Here is a 22687-nt window from a genome sequence, read left to right on the forward strand (position 1 = left end):
CCTGATCCATGAACTGGCAACGGCAGCTCAAGCGACTCCTCGACAGCCTGATCATCCTGCTGGTGATCTGGCTGCTGCTGGCGGCGGCCTATGTCAGTCTGGGCCGGCAGTTTGTTCCGGCTGTTGCCGAATACCGATCAGAGTTGGTGAGTTGGGCTGAGGAGCTGAGTGGTCGGGCCATACTGCTCGAGGGCCTGAGCGGTGAGATGCAGGGCTCGCAACCGGTACTGGCTTTGCGCGGTCTGCAGGTGCACGCCGATGCGGACAGCAACAGCCCGGTGCTCTTTGCCCTGGACTCGGTGGTGGCGCGCATCGATGTCTTTGCCAGCCTGTGGCAGCAGCGGCTGGTCATGGATGCCTTGCAAATCGACGGTCTGACCCTTGAGCTAGTGGAGGACGAGCAGGGTCATTGGCAGCTCTATGGCCTGGGTGATCGTCAAGCAGGCAGCCAGGGGCGAGATGCCGCGCTGCAGGTACTGTTTGATCAGCGCCGTATCACCTTGCTCGATACCCGCATCAAGATCAGTCCCTTTGAGCAGCCCGAGTGGCAATTCGAAGAGGGTGAGTTGACTCTGCTCAATCGCGCCAATAGCCAGCGCCTGGATGGCCGCGTTCGTCTGCCCGATGGCCAACTGATCAGTTGGCAGGTCCAGAACAGTGGCGCCCCGGGTGACTGGGAGTCACTGGGGCTGGACTTCTATCTTGAGCTGCCGGCGCTGGATTGGGCTGAGCGCCTGCCAGTAGCCTGGCTGGCGCGTGCGCATATAGACCAGGTGATCGCTGGAGGTCGCTTCTGGGGGCGTTGGGATGCGCAACAGTTACAGCACCTGCAAGCCCAGCTGATTGCTCCGCACGTGCAGATGACGCTGGTAGAGCCACTGCCTGAGATCCGTGATCTGCTGGCCAATGTCAGCTTGAACTGGCCGGCCAGGCAGCTGCAGGTTGAAGGTCTGACCCTGCGACTTGATGAGCACCTGTGGCCGCAGACCCGGTTGTTGTTATCCCGTGAGGGCACGGAGGGTGATTGGGATCTGCGCCTGGACAAACTGCCGCTGGCACCGTTGGCGGACGTGTTGCATGCCAGCGTGAGCAATGAACAAGTACGTGAGGCTATTGCCACACTGGCACCGCAGGGTTATTTGCACCATGTACACCTGCAAGCGGGCAGCCAATTGCAGGACCTGGATGCATTCTCCCTGCAGGCGCGACTCGACAATGTGGGTATCCAGCCTTATAAGGGCGTGCCGGGATTCAGTGGCATCAGCGGCAGTTTAGCGGGCACGCCTGCGACTGGAGACGTTCGCCTCAACAGTGCTGACTGGGGTATGCATTTACCTAATCTGTTTCCCGATCCCTGGCGCTATGATGCCGTGCAGGGTGCGTTGTTCTGGCAATGGTCGCACGAAGCAGGCTTGCAGCTGAGCGCCCCCGGCATGCGCATCAATGGCGTGGAAGGTCAGATCGCCGCGCGTTTGAATCTGCATCTGCCCGGACCAGAGGCGGTCCCGACCATGTCATTGCAGGTGTCCCTGCAGGACACCCGAGCTGATATCTACCACCCTTATTTGCCGACCTTGGCGCCGGCCTTTCCGGCCCGGCTGAGTGACTGGCTGGCGGACGCAGAAGTACAGGGTCAGGTACCGCTGGCGGTATTCAAGTACGAGGGCTCCTTGCTCAAGGGGGCAACGCCCGAAGAGCGCCAGATCGATCTCTATGTGCAGGTGCAGCAGGGTAGCCTGAACGTGCAGCCAGGATGGCCGCGCATCGAGCAGGTGGAGGCGCGTCTGTACCTGAACAGTGGAGTGCTGAGTATCAAGGATGCCAGCGCGCAGATGCTCGATACCCGCCTGGGTACGGTGCAGATTCATACCGAACGGCCTGACCCCGAACGGCCCTCACGCCTGCATGTGCAGACTGCCTTTGACGGTAGCCTGGAGAATGCGCTGACCCTGTTGCAGGAGACGTCCCTGGCGCAGGCCTCGAGGAACAGTCTGGCAGGCTGGCGCGGGCAAGGTGTGCTGCAAGGCGATCTGGCGATCATCCTGCCCTTGCAGGCCGGTTCCCGCCCGGACGTGCGAGTTGATTGGCAGGCGGATGTATCCCGACTGGACATTCCGCAGTTGCAGAGCCCGCTGGAGGCCATCCAGGGGCGCTTTGCCTTTGATCTGGCGTCGGGCCTGAGTGCCGAGCAGGTCAGCATGCGCTTTCTCGGCCAACCGGTGACCGCCAGCGCTGCGCAACAGCAGGGCGCTCAGGGCATTCGCCTGGAAGGGGTGCACCCGGTCAGCAGTCTGCGCAATTGGTCATTGCTGTCGGCCTGGCCAGACGGACTGCTTCAGGGGGATCTGGTCTGGCAATCGGATCTCCAGCTTCTGCCCGGTGAAATGCGCTTGCAGGTCAGCAGTGAGTTGCAGGGTGTCAGCCTGGCCTTGCCGGGTCGCCTGGCCAAAGCCGCGGGCAGCCGCTGGCCGAGCCGTTTGATGCTGACCCAGCAGGGTGATCGGCGGAACTGGCGTTTCAATCTCGGCCCGGATCTGCGTGGCCAGATCACGCAATCGGCAGCCCAATGGCAGGGGGATATCCGGTTGGCCAGCGGCGCGCCACAAGTAACCGAGGTCGAGGGGCTGACCGTCCAGGCTCAATTTGAACATTTCGACCTGCCAACCTGGCAGGCCTTGCTGCGCGCATTGCCAGGCCGCTCGGCAAGTGATTCCGCCGCGCCCACTGCGCCGCCTACCGGGCAATGGCTGCACAGTCTGGATGTGCGGGCAGCACGTTTCAGTGGTCTGGGTCAGGAGCTGGATGACCTCGGACTGAGCGCCATTCGTACCGATCAGGGCTGGTTGCTCGATCTGGATCAGAGCAGAATTCGCGGTCAGGTGGTTCTGCCCGATGCCGTGGGCGCCAGCATGACGGTCAATCTGCAGCGCCTGCATCTGAACAAGCCAGAACAGCCGGTGGCGGAGGAGGCAGTCATCGAGCCCCTCTTGCCTGAGGACCCATTGCGTCAGGTGCGTCCGGAAACCCTGCCGTCAGCCGATGTCAATATCGATCAGCTGTACTGGGGGACAGAGCCGGTTGGCGCCGTCAGCTTCAATCTCAGGACCGACGCGGAGGGTCTGCGTGCCGAGGCGTTGCAAGCCGACCTGCGCGGCCTGCAACTGAGCGGGGACCTGACTTGGGCCAGTCTGGAGCGGGGCAGTCGTTTCAGCGGCCAGGTACAGACCGCTGACATTGGTGATGTGCTCAAGGCCTGGGGCTTTGCGCCAACCTTGACCAGCAGTCGCTTCAATACCGATGTGAACCTGCAATGGCCAGGTTCACCGGCGTTCTTTGCACTGAGCCGCAGCTCCGGTGAGCTTCAACTGGTTGCCAGTGACGGCGCGCTGCAAAGCGGCGAAGGTTCTGCCGATGCCCTGCGGGTCTTTGGTCTGCTGAATTTCAACGCGCTGACCCGTCGCCTGCGTCTGGATTTCAGTGATCTGTTCGGTCGTGGTACCGCCTATGACAGTCTGGCCGGTAGCCTGCGCTTCACCGAGGGTGTGATGCAGACCCAGAATCCGCTGGTGATGGACGGTCCTGGTGCCAAACTACAGCTGGAAGGGAGTCTGAATCTGCCGACCAATCAGGTGGATATGGGCATGCTGGTGACCCTGCCGGTGACCAACAACCTGCCGCTGGCGGCGATTATCGCCGGTGCGCCCTACATTGGCGGCGCTCTATTTATCGCCGACAAGATTCTCGGTGACCGGGTCGCCCGATTTGCCTCGGTCAAATACAAGATCAGTGGTGACTGGCAGCAGCCCAATATCGAATTTGATCGCGCCTTTGACAGCAAGGCCGCGCTGGAGGAGAACTGAGATGCAGCAGGTGGCAGCGATTCAGATGATCAGCGGGCCGGATATCCAGAGCAATCTGCATCAGGCTGCGGACTTGATTGCTCAGGCTGCAGCAGCAGGCGCTCGGTTGGTGCTGTTGCCGGAATGTTTTGCCCTGTTTGGTCCGCCACAGATGCAACCGGTGGCAGCGGCTGAGTTCAGCAAGCAGGGCCCGATCCGACGGTTTCTTGCTGAGCAGGCGCGCCAGCAGGGTATCTGGCTGATTGGCGGCAGCATTCCCTTACCGCGCAAGGCTGGCGGCAAGGCCATGGCCAGTTGTCTGGTGCTGGATGATCAGGGTGTTGAAGTAGCACGTTACGACAAGCTGCACCTGTTTGATGTGGAGGTTGCAGACAATCAGCGCAGCTACCGTGAGTCCAAGGATTATGACTTTGGCAACGAAGTGGTGTGCATCGAAACACCGGTAGGCCGTGTCGGGCTGACCATCTGCTATGATCTGCGCTTTGCCGAGCTTTTTCTGGCCCTGAGTCGGGCTGGCGCTGATCTGATTGTGGTGCCGTCGGCCTTTACTGCGGTGACCGGCGCGGCGCACTGGGAGGTATTGCTGCGTGCCCGGGCCATCGAAACCCAGTGTTACATACTGGCGGCCAATCAGGGTGGGCAGCATGCCAATGGCCGTGAGACCTTTGGGCATAGCTGCCTGATCGACCCCTGGGGTGATGTTCAGGCCTGCCTGCCGATCGGAGCAGGCGTCGTCAGTGGCGTGATCAACGCCGAGAAAATCCAGTCTGTGCGCCGCGCCATGCCGGTTGCCCAGCACCGCCGTTTTGCGCCGGCCGACACCCTTGTCCCGGCTGCCAGGAGTAATGAATCATGACCCACGCACTTGCTCACGTAGAAGACCAGCTGTTGCTGCCGGCTGAACTGAGCCCCGACAGCATCGCCAGTATTCTCGGCCAACTGATGTCGACCCCGGGCGTGGATGCCGCCGACCTGTATTTTCAGCATCAGATCAGTGAAAGCTGGTCGCTGGAAGACGGCATAGTCAAAGAGGGCAGCTTCAATGTCGATCAGGGCGTGGGTGTGCGTGCCCTGTCCGGCGAGAAGACCGGTTTTGCCTACAGCAACGATATTCGTCTGCCCGCCCTGACGCAGGCGGCCGGCGCCGCGCGTTCGATTGCCCGCGCCGGTCAGGCCGGCAGCGTGCAGGCCTGGGAGCGCGGCGCGGCGCCAGCCCTGTACCGCGCGGAGAACCCGCTGGAGGTCATGCCACAGGAACACAAGGTTGCTTTTCTGAAGCGTCTGGATGCCTACACCCGCAGCCTGGATCCGCGCATCACCCAGGTCAGCGTCAACCTGGGAGGCGTGCATGACACTATCCTGGTCGCCGCCAGTGACGGTACCTGGGCGGGGGATATTCGCCCGCTGGTGCGTCTGAATGTCAGCGTGATCATCGAGCATAACGGTCGTCGTGAGCGCGGCAGCTTTGGCGGTGGCGGTCGTACCGATTACCTGTTCTTCGAGGCTGAAGAGCGCGCCATGGGCTATGCTCGCGAGGCCGTGCGCCAGGCCACCGTCAACCTTGAAGCAGTGGCGGCGCCCGCTGGCAGCATGCCGGTGGTCATGGGCCCGGGTTGGTCCGGTGTGCTACTGCATGAGGCAGTCGGCCATGGCCTGGAGGGCGATTTCAACCGTAAGGGCAGCTCGGCCTATAGTGGACGGATCGGCGAGCAGGTGGCATCACCACTCTGTACCATCGTCGATGACGGCACCCTGCCGGGGCGCCGTGGCTCACTGAGCATGGACGATGAAGGTCAGCAGACCCACTGCACCACCCTGATCGAAAACGGCATTTTGCGTGGCTACATGCAGGACAAGCACAACGCCCGCCTGATGGGCGTGCCGGCCACGGGTAATGGCCGGCGCGAGTCCTATGCCCATCTACCCATGCCACGTATGACCAATACCTACATGCTGGCCGGGGAAAGTGATCCTGAAGAGATTATCCGCTCGGTCAAGAAAGGCATCTACTGTGCCAACCTGGGTGGCGGTCAGGTGGACATCACCAGTGGCAAGTTCGTGTTCTCCACCAGCGAGGCCTACCTGATCGAAGACGGCAAGATCACCGCCCCGGTCAAAGGCGCAACCCTGATCGGCAACGGTCCGGAGGTTATGAACCGCGTCTCCATGGTCGGCCACGATCTGCAGCTCGACAGCGGCGTAGGCACCTGCGGCAAGGACGGACAGTCAGTGCCGGTAGGCGTCGGTCAGCCGACCTTGAAGATTGATCAGATTACGGTGGGGGGGACAGGCTGAGCGCGAAGTTCTCAGCCTGTCAGCGGCAAGCCACAAGCTACAAGTGGCAAGCCATAAGCCATAAGCATGGGTATGACTGTTTGAGTCTACCTTCAAGCTAACTCTTTGGGCCTTAGCGGCCGCAAGATTTTGCTCCCGCGCGCTTGGCTTGTAGCTTTTTGCTTTCAGCCCTTTTTTTCGTGTCGTATGAACATATCAAGTGCGCAACTTCTTGCGCACTTAGCCCTTTGAATTTAATAGCTATTTTATTGTTCGACGAATGGCCAAGTGCCTGTTCATTTTTGTCTACGGATTCACACTTCCCCGTCAGCAAAATCTGCGACAATCCGGTCCCTCTTGGACGATAAGGAACATTGGATGTTCGCCCCAGCCAATCAGGCCGACTTCACCCTCGCTATCCCCGGCATCAGCCACGACTTCAAGGTCCTGTCCTTCGACGGCGTCGAGCAGATCAGCCAGCCTTACCGCTTCGAGCTGGTCCTGGTCAGCGAACGCCCGGATCTGGATATCGAAACCCTGTTGCAGCAACCGGCCTTTCTCAGCTTTGCCGGGCAGGACAAGGGCATCCACGGCCTGATTCACCACGTCGCCCAGGGCGATGCCGGCAAGCGCCTGACCCGTTATCACCTGCGTCTGGTGCCGCACCTGTTCTACCTGGGCCTGCGCACCAACCAACGTATTTTCCAGCACCTGAGCGTACCCGAGATCATTGCTCAGGTTTTGGCTGATCACGGCATGCAGTCCGATGCCTATCGCTTTCAGCTGAACAGCGACTATGCGCCCCGGGACTACTGCACCCAGTACGACGAGACCGACCTGCACTTTGTCCAGAGATTGTGCGAAGAGGAAGGTATTCACTACCACTTTGAACACACAACCGATAACCATCTGCTGGTGTTTGGCGATGACCAGACCAGCTTCCCACGCCTGACCCGACCCACCGCCTATACCCAGGACAGCGGCCTGGTCGCCGATGAGCAGGTGATCAAACGCTTTGCCCTGCGCATGGAGACCCGGCCCAGCCGCGTGACTCGCCGCGACTACGACTTTGAAAAGCCCCATCTGCTGATGGAGGCCGCCCACCAGGCCGAACAGCCGATTGAGGGGGAAGAGCCGCCACCGCCACTGCCGGACCTGGAAGACTACGACTACCCCGGCCTGTTTACAGAACGCGCCCGCGGCAAACAGCTGGCCAAGCGCACACTAGAGCGGCACCGCAGTGACTACCGCCTGGCTGAAGGCAAGAGTGATGTGCCCAGCCTGATCACTGGCCATTTCCTGACCCTGTCCGACCACCCCAGAGCCGACTGGAACGACCTGTGGCTGATTACCGGCATCCGCCACGAGGGCAAACAGCCCCAGGTGCTGGAAGAATCCGTCACCAGCGACGTCAGAGCCGAAGACGGTTTTACCCAGGGCTACCGCAACCAGTTCACCGCCACCCCCTGGGATGTACCGTTCAGACCACAACTGGCCCACCCCAAATCCAAGGTCCTCGGCAGCCAGACGGCGGTGGTCACTGGCCCGGCTGGCGAAGAGATTCACTGCGACCAATACGGCCGTATCAAGGTGCAATTCCATTGGGACCGAGAAGGTCAGGCCGATGAGCAGACCAGTTGCTGGTTGCGTGTCTCATCCAGCTGGGCCGGTAATCAATACGGCGGTATCGCCATTCCAAGAATAGGCATGGAAGTGCTGATCACCTTCCTCGAAGGCGACCCGGATCAACCGCTGGTTACCGGCTGCCTGTACCACAAGGGCCACCCCACCCCTTACGAGCTACCGGCACACAAAACCCGCAGCGTGTTCAAGACACTGAGCAGCGCCCCCGGTGGTGGCGGTGGCTACAACGAACTGCGGATTGAAGACAAGCAAGGCGAAGAACAGATCTACCTGCACGCCCAGCGCGACTGGGACGAGAACATCGAGCACGACCAGACCATCCGCGTCGGCAACGAACGCCATGACCGGGTGGAGGCCAACAGCTACTCGGAATTCATGGCCGAGGAACACCACACTACCCACGCCGAGCGCAAAACCGAGATCAAGGCCAATGACCATCTGACGGTGGGCACCAGTCAGCACGTCAAACTGGGTACCGGCCAGTTCATTGAGTCGGGCAACGAAATTCACTACTACGCCGGCCACAAGGTTGTTATCGACGCAGGCATGGAACTCACCGCCAAGGGCGGCGGTTCCTTCCTCAAACTCGACCCCAGCGGCGTAACCCTCAGCGGACCCAATATCAAGATCAATTCGGGTGGCTCGCCTGGCAGAGGGGCAGGGGCCAGGCCGGCGCTGCCGGGGGATGTGTTGGCGGCTGATAGTGATGAGGCGGGCAACCTGTTGGTTGTAAATCAGAGACAGGCACTTATGCAGAAGAAACCTCTATGCACCATATGTGAGGCTGAAAATGAAGGTGCTACCGATGCCTGACGATTTAGCGCTGCACAGCCTGCCATGGCATATGAACTGCTTTCTTCTTCTTGATGGAATCAGTGTTGAGGCTCTGCCAAGAAAACTCTACGAATGGTCCGACTCACCCGAGATCGAAGTCCTTTATCTGCAAACACCCTGGGCCGAGTTGAGCGATGTATCACCCCACCTGATCAAGCTGAAAAACGCGAGTGATCCTGTTCTTGCTGAGTTTCTCGCGCACCAGGCGGAAGAATGGGGATACCTGATATTCAGTTCAAAACAAAGCCACGAAATAACCGATCACCTTCGCAAGTTGATCAGCGTCGAGCATCCTCTGGGCAAAGCCATGTTGCTGCGCCTGGCCGACCCTGCCGTAGCGCATGCTTTGTTCGGACTCGCCAACGAGAATAAAAATGCCGCGTTGTTTGGGCCCATTGAGCAACTCCATGTGCATGATGCAATTAATCAAGCTTGGCACTTCCATCAGAGACCGGGTGAAGAAGCAGCGTTAAGCAAAATACCATATCGGTTAAGTGAGTCTGAGCTGGACGCATTGGGCGAAGTTGATTTCCGGCAGACAGTGAGCTGGCTGAAAAGCCATATGCACAAACACTTTCCTGACTTTCTATCGGCAATACCTGATGCGCAACAATGGAAATCAATGTACGACCTGGCAAACCGGGCCTACCAAGCCGGCTTTACCAGCGAGCGCGATATTGCACTGTATGCCAATGTCTTTGGCTTCCTGGGGCAAGACGCTCTGGATCACCATCCTGACATTGCCGCGCTTGTGACCAAACCCAGCCAGCAATCACCCTCACAACGCATTGAACAAGCCGCCAACCTTGCAGAATCGAGAATGGCCCTGCTGGAAAGGAATCCCGCATGACAGCACAGCAACCACCCCGTCAAAGTCAAGCCAATGAAGCTGCGGGCGCACGGAGCTTCACCGACAGCCGAGCAGCAACGGCTGCATGCCCACTCATGAAGCTGAAACTGCAACTGGTTCCCTTGCGTTATGGTCTGGTCGAATACCTTGACCCGAGCAGTGAACTGGCAATGCCCTTTCGTCTGCAATCACGACCTTTGGGTGTGCGGATGCTACGCAATGGATTCCTGTACATCATCGAAGAACAAACCGGTTATCTCCATGAGTATGAAATCGTCGGAGGAAACCTGAGTAAGTTGTTATGGCAAGATGCCGAGGTCAGCTCCAATAGTCGCATAACCAATATTGGGCCAGCCAAGCTGGTGTTTCCGCGTCAAAGTACGCTGTATGTGGCTTACTCGGAGGTGCAATGGACTGCCGCCAAATGCTCACAAGTTCTGGGCCGCGCAGAAGAGCGCAATCACTTTATGCAGCAGGTCAATCCAGGTAGCGCAAACCCCGCTACCGGCAGCGCCCATCTACTGACCTGGCAACAGACCGAGCGCTGGTTGGCAGAAATCGCTGAGGGCAAGCAAGCAGTAGCAAGGCCAGCGCTACCCGAAGGGGCATACCCAGATGAAACACTGCAGTACGTTTGGGAAACACCAAGCCTGTTCAAAGGCACAACCATTGATGCTCTGAAGAATCAGGTTATACCCGAATACCAGGACGACGCACTGTGCCTGGTTATCAGGGATGATATTGGAGTAATGCGCGATCTGGCTAACTTTCAGGATCAGGTAGTGAGCTGGATCGACGACTGGGCAAACGGCGGCGCACAACCTGGGGCCAATGAACGCGACTATATGATCGCGTGTTACATCGAATCACTGTCGCTAATGACCGACCAAGGATTGGAGCAGGTAGCTGAGTTTACCGAACAGCCTGATATTCAAGCCATGTTCGAAGACCTTGAGAAGCTTCCTGAGCCCCAGCAGGAACAAACGCGACAAAGCTTGATTGACTGGCTTAACGTGGGCAGCAGCCAGGGCCATTTACCCAGAATAGATGATCCCTCTCACCCTGCTGAGCTTAAACGCAGAATTGACGGGATTTACAGTGAGCTCAACTCATCAAATGGCATCAGGATTGTTGCACGGGCCGAGGCAGCGATTGAGGATTATTACTTCAATCAGTGCATGGCGAACGCCGATCCACTGTTCGTTGAGCGCCACAGGCCCGCCATAATTCGCGTCAAACGCGACCATAATAAACGTGTTAAAGGCGTACTTACCGGTGTCGACTTGGGTCAACGCGGCATCAATGACCTTATTGACAGGCCAGCAATGGACGCCGCGCTTGAGCGTGATCGCGCTAATCTCAAGCGCTGGAATGAACTGCTGGATGCCATTACCGCTGATCGTCTGCAAATGATCACCAACAATCGCTTCCATCTTGCTGCCTGGTACTACGACAGCACCCAAGCCCAGCAAATTGGGCTGGCTTTCAGTGCTCAATACGGATGTTTGAAAGATATTTGCCGCAGCGATCATGCCATTGAAGTTATTCACAACTGGCTTGAGCAGAACCCTGACTATGATCGGCCATTGTTTTTCACGCTCCCCCTCAGCACCCAGATTGAGCTGAGTAATCAGTTAGCTAGCCTGAACGGCGCCGCATACAATTTGGTCACCAATACTTCAGCCTGGGTGAACAAATTACGCGATATTGAAAAGCCTTTCCTACCAGCCCTGGATGAGCTACCAGAAAGTTCCCGCGTACTTGGTCAAAGTGCTCATCAAACCTTGAGTCCAGCCCTGGCACACGGATTTTCCCGTGCGCTGAGCCAGGCATTGCAAGCAACCCGTCTAGAACAGATTCCCTCTATGGAAGAGCTGTTTTCTGGTCTATCTAGCCCTAATGTCAGGCGCATGTTTGATGCTGCACGGGTTGAAGGTGTGACCTTCACTGTAGCCGACGCTGACGATTTGACAGCGCTGCGGCAAGAGATCTCTGATGTTTTTGAAGCTCAGGCTGAGCAGACCAGACTACGCAAAAGGCATGACGATGCCAAAACGAATTCCGGCCACAAGTCTCCGGCAGCCAAGCAAGCATTGGCAGAGTTCAAAGAGGCACGCAATATGCGGCGTGCAGCTGAGAACAAGCTCTTCGAACGCCTAAACCCTATTTCCAAGATCTCCAATTCAAGCTTACGCCTAAGTGTAGCCAGCGCTGGATACCCAGGCCTCAGCTTAGTATTTCCAGATGCCCAGCACCGTGTAGCAACCAGCATCTGGCGCAATTTGAAAACGGGGTATCTACAAGCCCCCGCTGTGGGCATGCTGGGTGATGGGGCAGGATTACTGATTGCCATCGTTCAGGCTGTCAACTTGGTGCATGTTTGGCGCGAAACAATTTCTCAGAGCGCCGAGAGCAGAGACTGGTCAGATTTCAAAGAGGCTTTGGCCTCAACCGCTGCCGCCGGGTTTATGGCCGTTCAGGCAATTACAGATACTGCACTCAATGCAAGAAGCACAACATTGCAAAGCAGTTTAAAAAACTATGCATTGAAAGACGTGCATATTCTGATGGGCAAGCTTCATGTGCGGTTGGGTTTAGCGGGTTACGGCGCGATGTTAATTACTGCATTGAACTCCTTCGGGAACCATCGTGCCAACTGGATAGCGGCAGTTAAATCAGGCAACAGTACGGCGCAAAATGGAGCCTCTACTGCAATGTTTGGTGCCCTTGGAATGACAGGTGCTAGTGGTTACGGGCTGTTCCACACGACTCATACAGGCATATCAGTGATGCGTGGTAGTTCTTGGGCAGTTGCCGGCCCGCGCCTATCAACGGTCTTTTTCCGTTTCAACCTTGCAGGTGCACTCTTTACTGTAATCGAACTGAGCGGTACCTGGTGGTATAACAGGCACAATCTCAGCCGCCATGATGCCTGGTTGCACGCAACGCCATGGAGCCGTGATGCTGACAAACGCGGCAATCTCTCTCTGACAGATTACCAGGATCAACTTCAATCTATCCTGCACACGCCAGTTGCTCAACTGCGCCACATCAGACAGGGTAACTGGGTAAGTAGCTCGCTCGGCGCGTATCAGGGAGTTGAAGTGGCTATTCAATTGCCTGGGCTGAGTCGCTCAGACCTAGTTGCCCCCGTGGGCACCCCTGCGCCGGTTCAACTGTCCTTGGCGGGCTACCAGATCCGCAAGGAGGGTCGAAGGAACGTTGAACGCTGGCAACCCATCAGCGAAGACCTGATAGTGAATACCGCGATGAATGGTGCAGGGCCGTTACAGTTGAAGATATCCAGTCCTGCCTTTCCGGAAAGCAGTGCCAAACTCGACCTGCTACTGGTCGTGCGTATTGAGATTCTTGACCAGGAAGGTCATTACAATTCGCAAGAGCATAGCATTCGTATCAGAACCCAAAGAGAAGGCGTCTACCCCACCACTGAACAGCGCTTTAGTGGCGCACCTGCTCCCAGCATGGTTCTGGATCCGCATTTTCTGACACAACAGGCCAGCGATGACTAAGCGTAAAAACCCGGCTCCGCGCGAATATCTCAAACATAACCCCAAAGCCGGAGATAAACAGCCCTTTCCGTCGGGTGTTATAACCTATCTTGCGCCGTTGGCCCTGCCAACCCAGCATCCCGCCACAGATTATCAACAGGTCGTCGGAGTGCTAAATGACACGTATCTGGTCTATGGCTCAGGAAGAGCAACCGTATCCTCATGGGAGGTGATTCTAGGAGGGCCTTTTACTGTATTTATACTATTTATATTGATACTTCCTTTAATTGCTGGTGCTGGTACGTTGTTGCTAGGTGGCACTTGGTTCGACGCCAAAGACTTCTTTTACAATACTCACATCGGATTTCTTGGGGTGGCCTCTTTAGGCAGCACTATTATCTCTCTGATCACTGTATGCACTTGGTATTATAGCCGCACTAAAGAGCAAGATCTTATAGCCCCCCGCTTCAATCGACAGCGCCGAGAAGTGTGCTTTGTGCCCGAAGGCGGCAGCAAAGCTTATATCGTGCCCTGGGAGTCACTGTCCGTCTGGACCACCGAATCGCAAGGAGTGACCCAATACGGTGTACAGCGGCAGTACGCACTTGGTATTGGCTTTCACGATAAGGCTAGTGGTCGCGACTGCATTCTTGAGTACCCTACCCCTGCCATCCCCCTGGCCATCAGCACTTGGGAAGCCATACGGGCCTATATGGAATACGAGGTGCACAGCCTCGAAGACATCCACGTTGACGATGAGCTGCATGAACCCGGCGATCCGCCCTATGAAGGACTGCACACCTTCCGCAATGCCCGACGTCGGCTGCATCGGCGCTATCGCGAAGGCGAGGTAGGCCTCTGGATGATATTTGGCTGGTATCTGTACCACGTCATGACGCTATGGACCTTGCCCGCCTTTATCGCACAACGTGAAGCACTCTGGCTGCAGCGTCGCCCCCAGACTTCTATTCCAAAAAAGATGGCAGCGTGGTCAGAACCTTTACCTGAAGACCAATGGGCCAAGCCCAGTGAACTGCTGAAGCGCCAGAGCGCGGCGGTAAAACGAATCTGGTCGAAGAAGCAACAAGCGCCTATTGCCACAGTTTTCACTCAGGCCAGACAGGAGGTGGGGGATGAACTCAACTGAAAACCTGCCTTATTGTTGGCGAGTGTGAAGCAACACGGCATCACTGCAGCACTTTTAGGGGTCAGGTCTTGCCGTTTGCCTCTCTGCTGAAGAGCTGTAGGCAAAAAGCAAGACCTGACCCCGTGTTCTCTAAAAGCAAGACCTGACCCCGTGTTCTCTGGTGGCAAGTTCGTCTTCTCCACCAGCGAGGCCTACCTGATCGAAGACGGCAAGATCACCGCCCCGGTCAAAGGCGCAACCCTGATCGGCAACGGTCCGGAGGTTATGAACCGCGTCTCCATGGTCGGCCACGATCTGCAGCTCGACAGCGGCGTAGGCACCTGCGGCAAGGACGGACAGTCAGTGCCGGTAGGCGTCGGTCAGCCGACCTTGAAGATTGATCAGATTACCGTTGGTGGTACCGGCTGAGAGGGTGTTAGGTTTGTTGCTTAAGGCTTAAGGCTTAAGGCTGAAAGTTGAATATCCGGTGTGAGTTTTGATTGCCTGTGTTAGCCAGCGGTCCCAGCAAGAAAAAAGCAACTCATTCGGTATTCGGCTTCCAGCCTTCAGCTTTCAGCGCTTTTAACCCGCCTTTTCCTCAAATCGCCCGGCAATCCTGTTCTTGCGCACCCCATCTGCGGCAAACACCTGACCACTCATGGCAATCCAGACGCCGGGTGGGCAGATGTTCAGGGCGCCGACGGCCAGGCCCAGGTTGAACAGGGCGTCGGAGTCGCGGAAACGTGCCGGTTGCATGGCGCCGGTCAGCACGATGACCTTGTCCGGAATGTCGGCCAGGGCCGCGGCGGTGACGGTCATGGTATCGGTGCCGTGGATGATCAGAATATGCTCATGGGCACAGGCGGCAATGCGGCTGTGCAGCAGGTCACGGTCTTCATCGGTCAGCTCCAGACTGTCCTTTTTCAGCAGTGACTCGACCGCATAGGCAACATTTACCCGGCCCTGTTGCAGCAGCTCGCCGACCATCGGGTCACCGATCTGGTATTCGCTCAGGGCATCGAAGTACAGCTTGTCGAAGGTGCCACCGGTGGTAAATATCTGTATAAACATGACTGACTCCCTGGTAACAGTCCTCAGTATGCCCGCAGATTCATCCAAACACAGCCCGTCTTTACCCGCTCCGGTGCAGCAATGGTGGGTGTATATGGTGCGGGCCGAGAACGGCCATCTGTACACCGGCATAAGTACCGACCCACAGCGTCGCCTGTTGCAACATCAGCGCGGCCTGGGCGCGCGCTTTTTCAATCGCAGCCCGGCCCAGGCGCTGGTCTGGCAGCAGCTTTGCGCCGATCACAGCGACGCGCTGCGCCAGGAGCGGGCGATCAAGGCGCTGACGAAAAAGGCCAAGGAGCGACTGATCAGTCAGTTCAATGATGCCCTATCACGTCTGGCGAATGACTGTGCAGGGCCACACGCAGCGACTAAGCTGAACCCACCTTGACTGGAGACCGACCCATGAGTGACCTGATTCTGCACCACTACCCGCAATCACCCTTTGCCGAAAAGGCCCGACTGATGCTGGGTTTCAAGGGCCTGGCCTGGCATTCGGTGATGATTCCGGCGGCCATGCCGAAACCCGATCTGACCGCGCTCACGGGTGGCTATCGACGCACGCCGGTGATGCAGATCGGTGCTGACATCTATTGTGATACCGCCTTGATTGCCCGTCGTCTTGAACGTGAAAAAGCGACCCCGGCGCTGTTCCCCGAGGGGCGTGAGGCGGCGGCTTGCGGTCTGGCCCAGTTTGCTGATCAGGTGTTGTTCCAGCATGCGGTCGCCATCAACTTCCAGCCCCACGGCTTGGCAGCCCGGTTTGCCGGTGCGCCGGAAGCCATGGTTAAAGGTTTCATGGCCGATCGCAAGGCGCTGTTCAGCGGTGGTACGGCCAGCAGACTGGAAACCGATGTGGCGCTGGCACAGTGGCCCGCTTTGCTGAGTCGGCTGGAAACCCAGCTGCAGCGTGATGGTGATTACCTGCTCGGCAATGAAGCCTGTGTTGCCGATTTCGCCCACTATCATCCGCTCTGGTTTGTCGCCAGCAATGCGGCTGTGGCCTCAGCGCTGGACGGCTATCCGGCCGTCAAGGCCTGGATGGCGCGTATGGCCGATATCGGTCACGGCTCGTTTACCGCACTGGATGCCGCTGAGGCTATCCGCATTGCCCATGACAGTACGCCGGAATCCATGCCGACGACTGACTTTGCCAGCCCGTCAGGCTTGAATATGGATGAAGCGGTTACGGTCAGTGCCGTGGATTATGGTACCGATCCGGTGACGGGTTCTTTGGTCTATGAAGATGCCGAAGAGATCGTCATCGCCCGTGAGGATGCCCGCGCAGGTCAGTTGCAGGTGCATTTCCCGCGCTTCGGCTTTCGCCTAGTTCGCGCTTGAACCCGCTGACCGGCAGCAACTGCTGCCGGTCAGCGGCGGCCTTTGGCGTCTAGCGTAATCGCCGTTTAGCATTGGGTTTTATTGCCAGAGGACAGGCTCGCATGATCAAGGAACGCACCCTTACTGCTGCTTTTATCGCACTGATTCTGCTCAGCGGCTGCGATGCTCAGGACACCCCCGTGACCACCACACAAACAGTCATGCCGGCGGAACCGCAAGACACCACCAGTCATCTGACCTGTGCCGATCCGCTTAACGCCTTTCTTGCCGAGACCCGGGCGCAAGCCAATGAGGGCGCCCTGAGCGACGATGCACAGTCACGTTTTCTGTCGCTGATAACGGCTTGCAAGGCGGCTTATCTGACTGAGCTGGATCTGATTGATCGCGACTATGCCAAGCTGCCCGAGACGGGCACCTGCCATCAGCGCGCCCGGCATTATCGTGAGGAGGTCAGGGTCTTTGATGCTTTTGTAGACATGGCCAATGAGCCACCGCGACCGACGCCCCATGGCCAGCTCGAGGTATACAACATTCTCGGCTCCGGGCTGATTGTGCAACTGGCAACGGTCACCTTGCATCGTGTGGGTAACTGTTCGACCGAGGCCTATGATCCAGCCAGGGTTGTACTGAACCAGCCCTGATCGGCATGAGCGCGGCAGCGCGATCCGGGCCGACATGCTAAGGTAGTCAGCTCGTACTCAGCGTCATCCTGGCTAGCCGCTCAGCCCCCGGGCTCAGTGCAGACTGTGATGGCGCCCCTCTAGATCTGGTCGGGAGAATCCGTGGAGTCAATTATCAGCGTTGAGGGCCTGAGCAAAACCTATGCATCGGGTTTTCAGGCCCTTAAAAACGTTCACTTGAGTATCAACCGGGGTGAGATTCTTGCCTTGCTGGGCCCCAACGGGGCCGGCAAAACCACGCTTATCAGCATCATCTGCGGCCTGGTCAATGCCAGTCATGGACGGGTGCTGGTGGATGGCCACGATACGGTGCGTGACTACCGCGCCGCGCGCAAGCTGATCGGCCTGGTACCCCAGGAGTTGACCAACAACATGTTCGACAGCGTACTGGCCACCATGCGCTTGAGTCGCGGGCTTTTCGGCAAGGCGCCGGATGCTGCGCATCTGGAACGCATACTGCGCGACCTGTCACTCTGGGACAAACGTGATGAGCGCATCATGAACCTGTCCGGTGGCATGAAAAGACGGGTATTGATCGCCAAGGCGCTGGCCCATGAACCGGCGATTCTGTTTCTTGATGAGCCCACCGCCGGAGTGGATGTGGAGCTGCGCCGGGATATGTGGAATATGGTGCGGCGTTTGCGCGACAGTGGCGTGACCATCATCCTCACCACGCACTATATCGAAGAGGCCGAAGAAATGGCTGATCGCATCGGGGTGATCCGCCAGGGCGAGATCATTCTGGTTGAAGACAAATTGAGCCTGATGCGCAAGCTCGGGACCAAGGAGTTGAGCATCAGTCTGCAGCAGCCGCTGGCGAGTATTCCGCCCGCCTTGGCTGACTTCAATCTGAGCTTGAGCGACAGTGGCCACTGCCTGCTCTATACCTTTGATGCCCAGTCAGAGCAGAGCGGCATAGCCGGTCTGCTGCGCGGGCTGGCAGCAGAGGGTATCGACTTCAAGGACCTGCACTCCAGCCAAAGCTCGCTGGAGGATATCTTTGTTGAGCTGGTCAATGGTGGCGACCCTACCAGACCGGATGCTGAGCCTGAGCAGGTGACAGTATGAACGGTTACGCCCTCTGGGCCATCTACACCTTTGAGCTGGCGCGTATGCGCCGTACCCTGTTGCAGAGTGTAGTGTCGCCGGTGATTTCTACCTCGTTGTACTTTGTGGTGTTTGGTGCGGCCATCGGTTCGCGCATGGCTGAGATTGACGGTATCGGCTTTGCTGCCTTTATCATTCCCGGCCTGATCATGCTGTTGCTGTTGAACGAGAGCATCAGCAATGCGTCCTTCGGCATTTACATGCCGCGCTTTACCGGGACCATTTATGAGGTACTGTCGGCTCCGGTATCACCGGCCGAGATTGTTATCGGCTATGTGGGGGCGGCGGCGACCAAATCAGTGCTGCTGGGCTTGCTGGTGCTGCTCACAGCGCGGCTGTTTGTCGATTATCAGGTCCAGCACCCGTTCTGGATGCTCGGGTTTTTGCTGCTGACGGCGGTGACCTTCAGTCTGTTCGGATTCATTATCGGCATCTGGGCCGATGGTTTTGAAAAGCTGCAGATCATTCCCCTGATGATTGTCACGCCGTTGACCTTTCTGGGTGGGAGCTTCTATTCCATCAGCATGTTGCCGCCGTTCTGGCAGAATGTCAGTCTGTTCAATCCGGTGGTCTACCTGATCAGCGGATTCCGCTGGAGCTTTTACGGTGTGGCCGATGTGCACATTGCGGTCAGCGTTGGCATGACATTGGTGTTTTTGGCCCTGTGTCTGGCCATGGTCTGGTGGATATTCCGTACCGGCTATCGGATCAAGCCCTGAGCGAGTAGCTGGATTTTCATGTCTTGAGGTGTATTGCGTGCTGCCAGTCACTGTTATCGATGCTGATTACCATAACCCCGGGCATGCCGAGGCGATAGTTGACCTGATGGATGCCTATGCCCGTGACCCGATGGGCGGTGCTGAGCCCTTGTCGGCGGCGGCCATGCAGAACCTGGTGCCACGCCTGGCAGCGCTGCCACAGGCCTTCAGTGTGCTGGCCTATGCGGGTGAGCAGGCGGTGGGCCTGGTTAATTGTTTTATGGGCTTTTCCACTTTTGTTGCTCAACCCCTGGTCAATATCCATGATGTGATGGTGTTGGCTGATTATCGCGGCCAGGGCATCAGCCAACTGATGTTGGAAAGGATCGAGCAAATAGCGCGTGAGCGCGGCTGCTGCAAGCTGACTCTGGAGGTGCTGGAGGGCAATGCATCGGCCCAGAAGTCCTACGCCAGGCTCGGTTTTGCCGGTTATCAACTGGACCCCTTGATGGGGCGGGCACTGTTCTGGCAGAAAAAACTCACCGTTTGATCAGGGGCAGGTCATGGGCGCCACCAGGCTGGCAGCGAAACGCGAGATCTTCGGTTGGGCGATGTTCGACTTTGCCAATCAGGGCTATACCCTGCTGATCATCACGGTGATCTACGGCGATCTGTTTACCCGCGTGATAGTGGGCGATGCCCCTGACTATCGGCTTGGCAATCTGCTCTGGAGCTTGGCCCTGGCCATCAGTTATCTTCTGGTGGTGCTGGCCAACCCGGTCTGCGGCGCGATCATGGACTTTACCGCGAGCCGCAAGCGCTTTCTGTTTGCCAGTTATCTGCTGACCGTGGTGGCTACAGCCATGCTCTATGTGGTTGAGCCGGGTTGGGTGCTGCTGGCCATGCTGCTGATTGTGGTCTCCAATTTTGCCTATGCCATTGGCGAGGGCTTTATTGCCAGCTTTCTCACCGACCTGGGGCCGCGCAGCGCGCTGGGCTGGATTTCCGGCCTGGGCTGGGGTCTGGGCTATATTGGCGGGCTGGTGGCGGCGGCCTTTGCACTGTTGTTTCTCGGCGAGGTGTCACTGGAGAACTACGATACCGTGCGCTGGGTGGGTCCCTTTGCCGGGGTGTTTTTCCTGCTGGCGGCGATTCCGACTTTTGTCTGGCTGCGCGAACGCGGCAGCGCACGGCTCAGGCCTGTTGGCCAGGGCTTGCTGAGCATTGGTGTTGGCCGCCTGCAGCGTACCTGGCGTGAGGTCAATCGCTTCAAGGATTTGCGCTACCTGCTGATCTCGGTGTTTTTCGCCATGGCGGGGGTCTATATCATCATTGCCTTTTCCTTTATTTACGGCGCGCAGGTGATCGGCTGGGATGAGCATGTGCGCGTCCTGATGTTCATTGTCGTTCAAATCACTGCAGCATTGGGTGCCGTTGGTTTCGGTTGGCTGCAGAGTTATATTGGTGCGCGTACAACCTACTTGATAACCCTGATGCTGTGGTTGATTGCGATACTGGCGATCTGGCAGACGTTGGCCCTTACTGAGCTGCTGCGTGACTGGTTTGACGTGCAGTGGCAGGCGCAATACGTGTTTCTGTTGGCCGGAGTATTGGCGGGTGTGAGTCTTGGTTCTTCGCAGTCGGCTACCCGGGCGTTGGTCGGGGTGCTCACGCCGCAGGGCAAGGCGGCGGAATTTTTTGGCTTGTGGGGCATGGCTTCGAAGTTAGCCGCAGTCTTCGGCATTGTTGGTCTTGGTCTGATGCAGTGGGGTTTAGGTCTGGCTGATGCCATCGTGTTCTGTTTGCTGCTTTTTGTGCTGGCGATTGCTTCTGTGCTGCCGATGCGCGAGGCGCGGGGCATGGCAGTAGCCGAGCTCTGGCAGGACGAACAGAGCGAACAGGCGGCATGATGTGCTGCCGGGCACCTGGCTGAGCGCGAGTCGCTGACATGCAATGCAACAGGCTTATTCATAAGGAACAGAATAATGGAAGGTTTGGTATTACAGATACCAGGGTCAGAGCCCGGTGAAGTGCGCGCCGACAGCGGCGTGCGTTATGCATTTGTAATGGCTGACTGGGCCAGTCAGGGACGACCAGCAAGGGGCGATCGGGTGTCCTTTATGGGCAATAATGGCCAGGCGACGCGAATCAAGTGCCTGAAAGCCGCGAAGGATAGCGATGCCGTATTGAAGGTGGCGGTAGCACCCTCCATGGAGTCGCGTTTTCGTCGTGGGCCAGTATCCTCTCCGTCGGCAGTGGCTACGCCGACCGTCTCTCCCCCGCCCCCAACTGCCCGGATTGAGACCCGCCGGGGTGTCGCAGCCGCCCCGGTACAGAAAACCTCGCCATTAGCGATTATCAGCCTGATTGCTGGTCTCGTTGGGCTGGTTTTTTTTGGCTCGCTGATCGCGGTTATCTGTGGACACATTGCGCGGGCGAATATCAGGGACAGCGATGGTGCTCTGGGCGGCGATGGCCTGGCTTTGGCCGGCCTGCTGCTGGGCTATCTGGGGTTATTGATTACTTTGGGTTTTATGGCGGTGATCGGTCTTGAGATGTTTGCCGACTGAACGAGTGATCTGCGTTTTTCAGCGCAGATTCGCCGCCGCTGGTCGCTGTCGGCCGTATCCGGCTCCCTGACCCGTCGTTTAACGCCGCTTGTTGCGCAGTTGCTGCACCAGTCCCTTGGGCGGGTGTTTGATCACCAATGAATCCTGGCCTTCGTCATATTCAACCCGTTCACCCAGCAGGTGCGCTTCAAAGCTGATCGACAGGCCATCGGCCTTGCCATAAAAGCGCATGAAGTTGCTCATGGTGCGTTTGTCCGGGGGGATTTCCGGCGACAGGCCATAGTCCTTGTTACGGATATAGTCGTAGAAGGCCCGAGGCTGCTCATCGTTGATCAGGCCTGAGAGTTCTTCCAGGGCCACCTGCTCACCCTGCCTGGCCTGGCTGCTGACGTAGCCGCTCATGGCCTTGGCCTTGTCGCGCACGACCACCGGCTCCATGTCGGCTTCGCCCACATAGTCCTGAAAGGCCTGCAGCAGCGTGGTGGTTTCCTGCTCCGGGTTGGCGCCTTCGACACAGCCAATAAAGTCCCTGAAGTAATCGGATACGCGCTTGCCGCTGCGGCCACGGATAAAGGAAATGTACTGTTTTGAGCTGGCGTTCTGTTTCCACTCGGTCAGATTGATGCGCGCCGCCATATTCAGGGCGGACAGATCCAGATGGCGCGCGGCGGCCACATCGAGTTGGTCGGTCACCGTGACACCCTCGGTGTGGTGCAACAGGGCGATGATCAGGAAGGCAGTCATGCCCTGGCGATAGCGGATAAACAGCACGTGTCCGCCGAGTGCCAGGTTGGAGGCTTCCATCAAGGTCTTCAGCTGCTCGCTGGCCTTGGCGGAAAAGCCAACGAAATCCATCTCCTGATCAATCAACTGCTGCAACCAGCCACTGAAGGGGTAGGCGCCGCTTTCTTCCTGAAAGTAGCCCCAGGCCTTGTTCGGCTTGCTGTTATAGGCTTCGATCAGGCCGGCCAGCAGTTGCTCCAGGGCCTCCGAGGTGAGCAGTTCGGCATCGCGCAGGGTCAGGCTGGCGGGCTGGCCGTCAGGCTTCTTGTGAATCTGGTGCACGATGCTGTTATCGATGGGCATGCAGTTTCTTCTGTGTTGGTGTGGCGGACTGGCCGAG

At 57.8% G+C, this 22687-nt stretch carries 17 protein-coding genes and 1 pseudogene; 16 read left to right on the top strand and 2 right to left on the bottom strand.

Annotated features, from left to right (window positions below):
- Window positions 1-8: 8 nt before the first annotated feature.
- The 8 genes and pseudogenes from AC27HQ_RS11355 to AC27HQ_RS11390 all read left to right on the top strand — a co-directional run.
- Window positions 9-3860, top strand: a complete 3852-nt coding sequence (locus AC27HQ_RS11355; RefSeq protein WP_487156280.1) for a YhdP family protein — start codon at window positions 9-11, stop codon at window positions 3858-3860.
- Window position 3861: 1 nt separating this feature from the next.
- On the top strand, window positions 3862-4716 hold the full coding sequence (locus AC27HQ_RS11360; RefSeq protein WP_487156281.1) for a carbon-nitrogen hydrolase family protein: 855 nt from the start codon (window positions 3862-3864) through the stop codon (window positions 4714-4716).
- The gene (tldD, locus tag AC27HQ_RS11365) at window positions 4713-6155 is read left to right on the top strand and encodes a metalloprotease TldD (protein WP_487156282.1); all 1443 of its coding nucleotides are present in this window, start codon (window positions 4713-4715) and stop codon (window positions 6153-6155) included. Before AC27HQ_RS11360 ends, tldD begins: the two co-directional genes overlap by 4 nt.
- Window positions 6156-6512: 357 nt before the next feature.
- Window positions 6513-8591, top strand: coding sequence for a type VI secretion system Vgr family protein (locus tag AC27HQ_RS11370; protein WP_487156283.1), 2079 nt, complete (start codon window positions 6513-6515; stop codon window positions 8589-8591).
- Complete coding sequence (locus AC27HQ_RS11375; protein ID WP_487156284.1) at window positions 8584-9462, top strand: DUF4123 domain-containing protein; 879 nt, start codon at window positions 8584-8586, stop codon at window positions 9460-9462. Before AC27HQ_RS11370 ends, AC27HQ_RS11375 begins: the two co-directional genes overlap by 8 nt.
- Entirely contained in the window at window positions 9459-12992 is a 3534-nt protein-coding gene (locus AC27HQ_RS11380) for a toxin VasX (RefSeq protein ID WP_487156285.1), read from the top strand. The genes AC27HQ_RS11375 and AC27HQ_RS11380 overlap by 4 nt, the downstream gene beginning before the upstream one ends.
- Window positions 12985-14118 (top strand): hypothetical protein, encoded by a 1134-nt coding sequence (locus AC27HQ_RS11385; RefSeq protein ID WP_487156286.1) that lies wholly within the window; start codon window positions 12985-12987, stop codon window positions 14116-14118. The genes AC27HQ_RS11380 and AC27HQ_RS11385 overlap by 8 nt, the downstream gene beginning before the upstream one ends.
- A gap of 156 nt (window positions 14119-14274) precedes the next feature.
- Window positions 14275-14526: pseudogene (locus tag AC27HQ_RS11390) on the top strand (metallopeptidase TldD-related protein); the annotation flags it as partial.
- Window positions 14527-14679: 153 nt separating this feature from the next.
- On the opposite strand, the gene AC27HQ_RS11395 reads toward AC27HQ_RS11390, so the two are convergent.
- The gene (locus AC27HQ_RS11395) at window positions 14680-15168 is read right to left on the bottom strand and encodes an asparaginase domain-containing protein (RefSeq protein ID WP_487156287.1); all 489 of its coding nucleotides are present in this window, start codon (window positions 15166-15168) and stop codon (window positions 14680-14682) included.
- Window positions 15169-15196: 28 nt separating this feature from the next.
- Between AC27HQ_RS11395 and AC27HQ_RS11400 the strand changes: the two genes are divergently transcribed.
- From AC27HQ_RS11400 to AC27HQ_RS11435, 8 genes are all read left to right on the top strand, one after another.
- Entirely contained in the window at window positions 15197-15559 is a 363-nt protein-coding gene (locus AC27HQ_RS11400) for a GIY-YIG nuclease family protein (protein WP_487156288.1), read from the top strand.
- Window positions 15560-15573: 14 nt separating this feature from the next.
- Entirely contained in the window at window positions 15574-16509 is a 936-nt protein-coding gene (locus tag AC27HQ_RS11405; RefSeq protein ID WP_487156289.1) for a glutathione S-transferase family protein, read from the top strand.
- Window positions 16510-16610: 101 nt separating this feature from the next.
- Window positions 16611-17150, top strand: a complete 540-nt coding sequence (locus tag AC27HQ_RS11410; RefSeq protein WP_487156290.1) for a hypothetical protein — start codon at window positions 16611-16613, stop codon at window positions 17148-17150.
- A 141-nt stretch (window positions 17151-17291) separates the two neighbouring features.
- Window positions 17292-18257: an ABC transporter ATP-binding protein gene (locus AC27HQ_RS11415; RefSeq protein ID WP_487156291.1), complete on the top strand. Its 966-nt coding sequence runs from the start codon at window positions 17292-17294 to the stop codon at window positions 18255-18257.
- The gene (locus AC27HQ_RS11420) at window positions 18254-19015 is read left to right on the top strand and encodes an ABC transporter permease (protein WP_487156292.1); all 762 of its coding nucleotides are present in this window, start codon (window positions 18254-18256) and stop codon (window positions 19013-19015) included. Before AC27HQ_RS11415 ends, AC27HQ_RS11420 begins: the two co-directional genes overlap by 4 nt.
- Window positions 19016-19052: 37 nt before the next feature.
- Window positions 19053-19544 carry a GNAT family N-acetyltransferase gene (locus AC27HQ_RS11425; RefSeq protein ID WP_487156293.1) on the top strand — a complete coding sequence of 164 codons (492 nt, stop codon included), beginning with the start codon at window positions 19053-19055 and terminating at the stop codon, window positions 19542-19544.
- Between the two features lie 13 nt (window positions 19545-19557).
- Window positions 19558-20904, top strand: coding sequence for an MFS transporter (locus AC27HQ_RS11430; RefSeq protein WP_487156294.1), 1347 nt, complete (start codon window positions 19558-19560; stop codon window positions 20902-20904).
- Window positions 20905-20979: 75 nt separating this feature from the next.
- On the top strand, window positions 20980-21564 hold the full coding sequence (locus tag AC27HQ_RS11435; RefSeq protein WP_487156295.1) for a DUF4190 domain-containing protein: 585 nt from the start codon (window positions 20980-20982) through the stop codon (window positions 21562-21564).
- Between the two features lie 78 nt (window positions 21565-21642).
- Here AC27HQ_RS11435 and yejK read toward each other — a convergent pair whose 3' ends face one another.
- Entirely contained in the window at window positions 21643-22650 is a 1008-nt protein-coding gene (gene yejK, locus AC27HQ_RS11440) for a nucleoid-associated protein YejK (protein WP_487156296.1), read from the bottom strand.
- Window positions 22651-22687 lie beyond the last annotated feature (37 nt).

Source organism: Halopseudomonas sp. 4NH20-0008 (assembly GCF_057548395.1).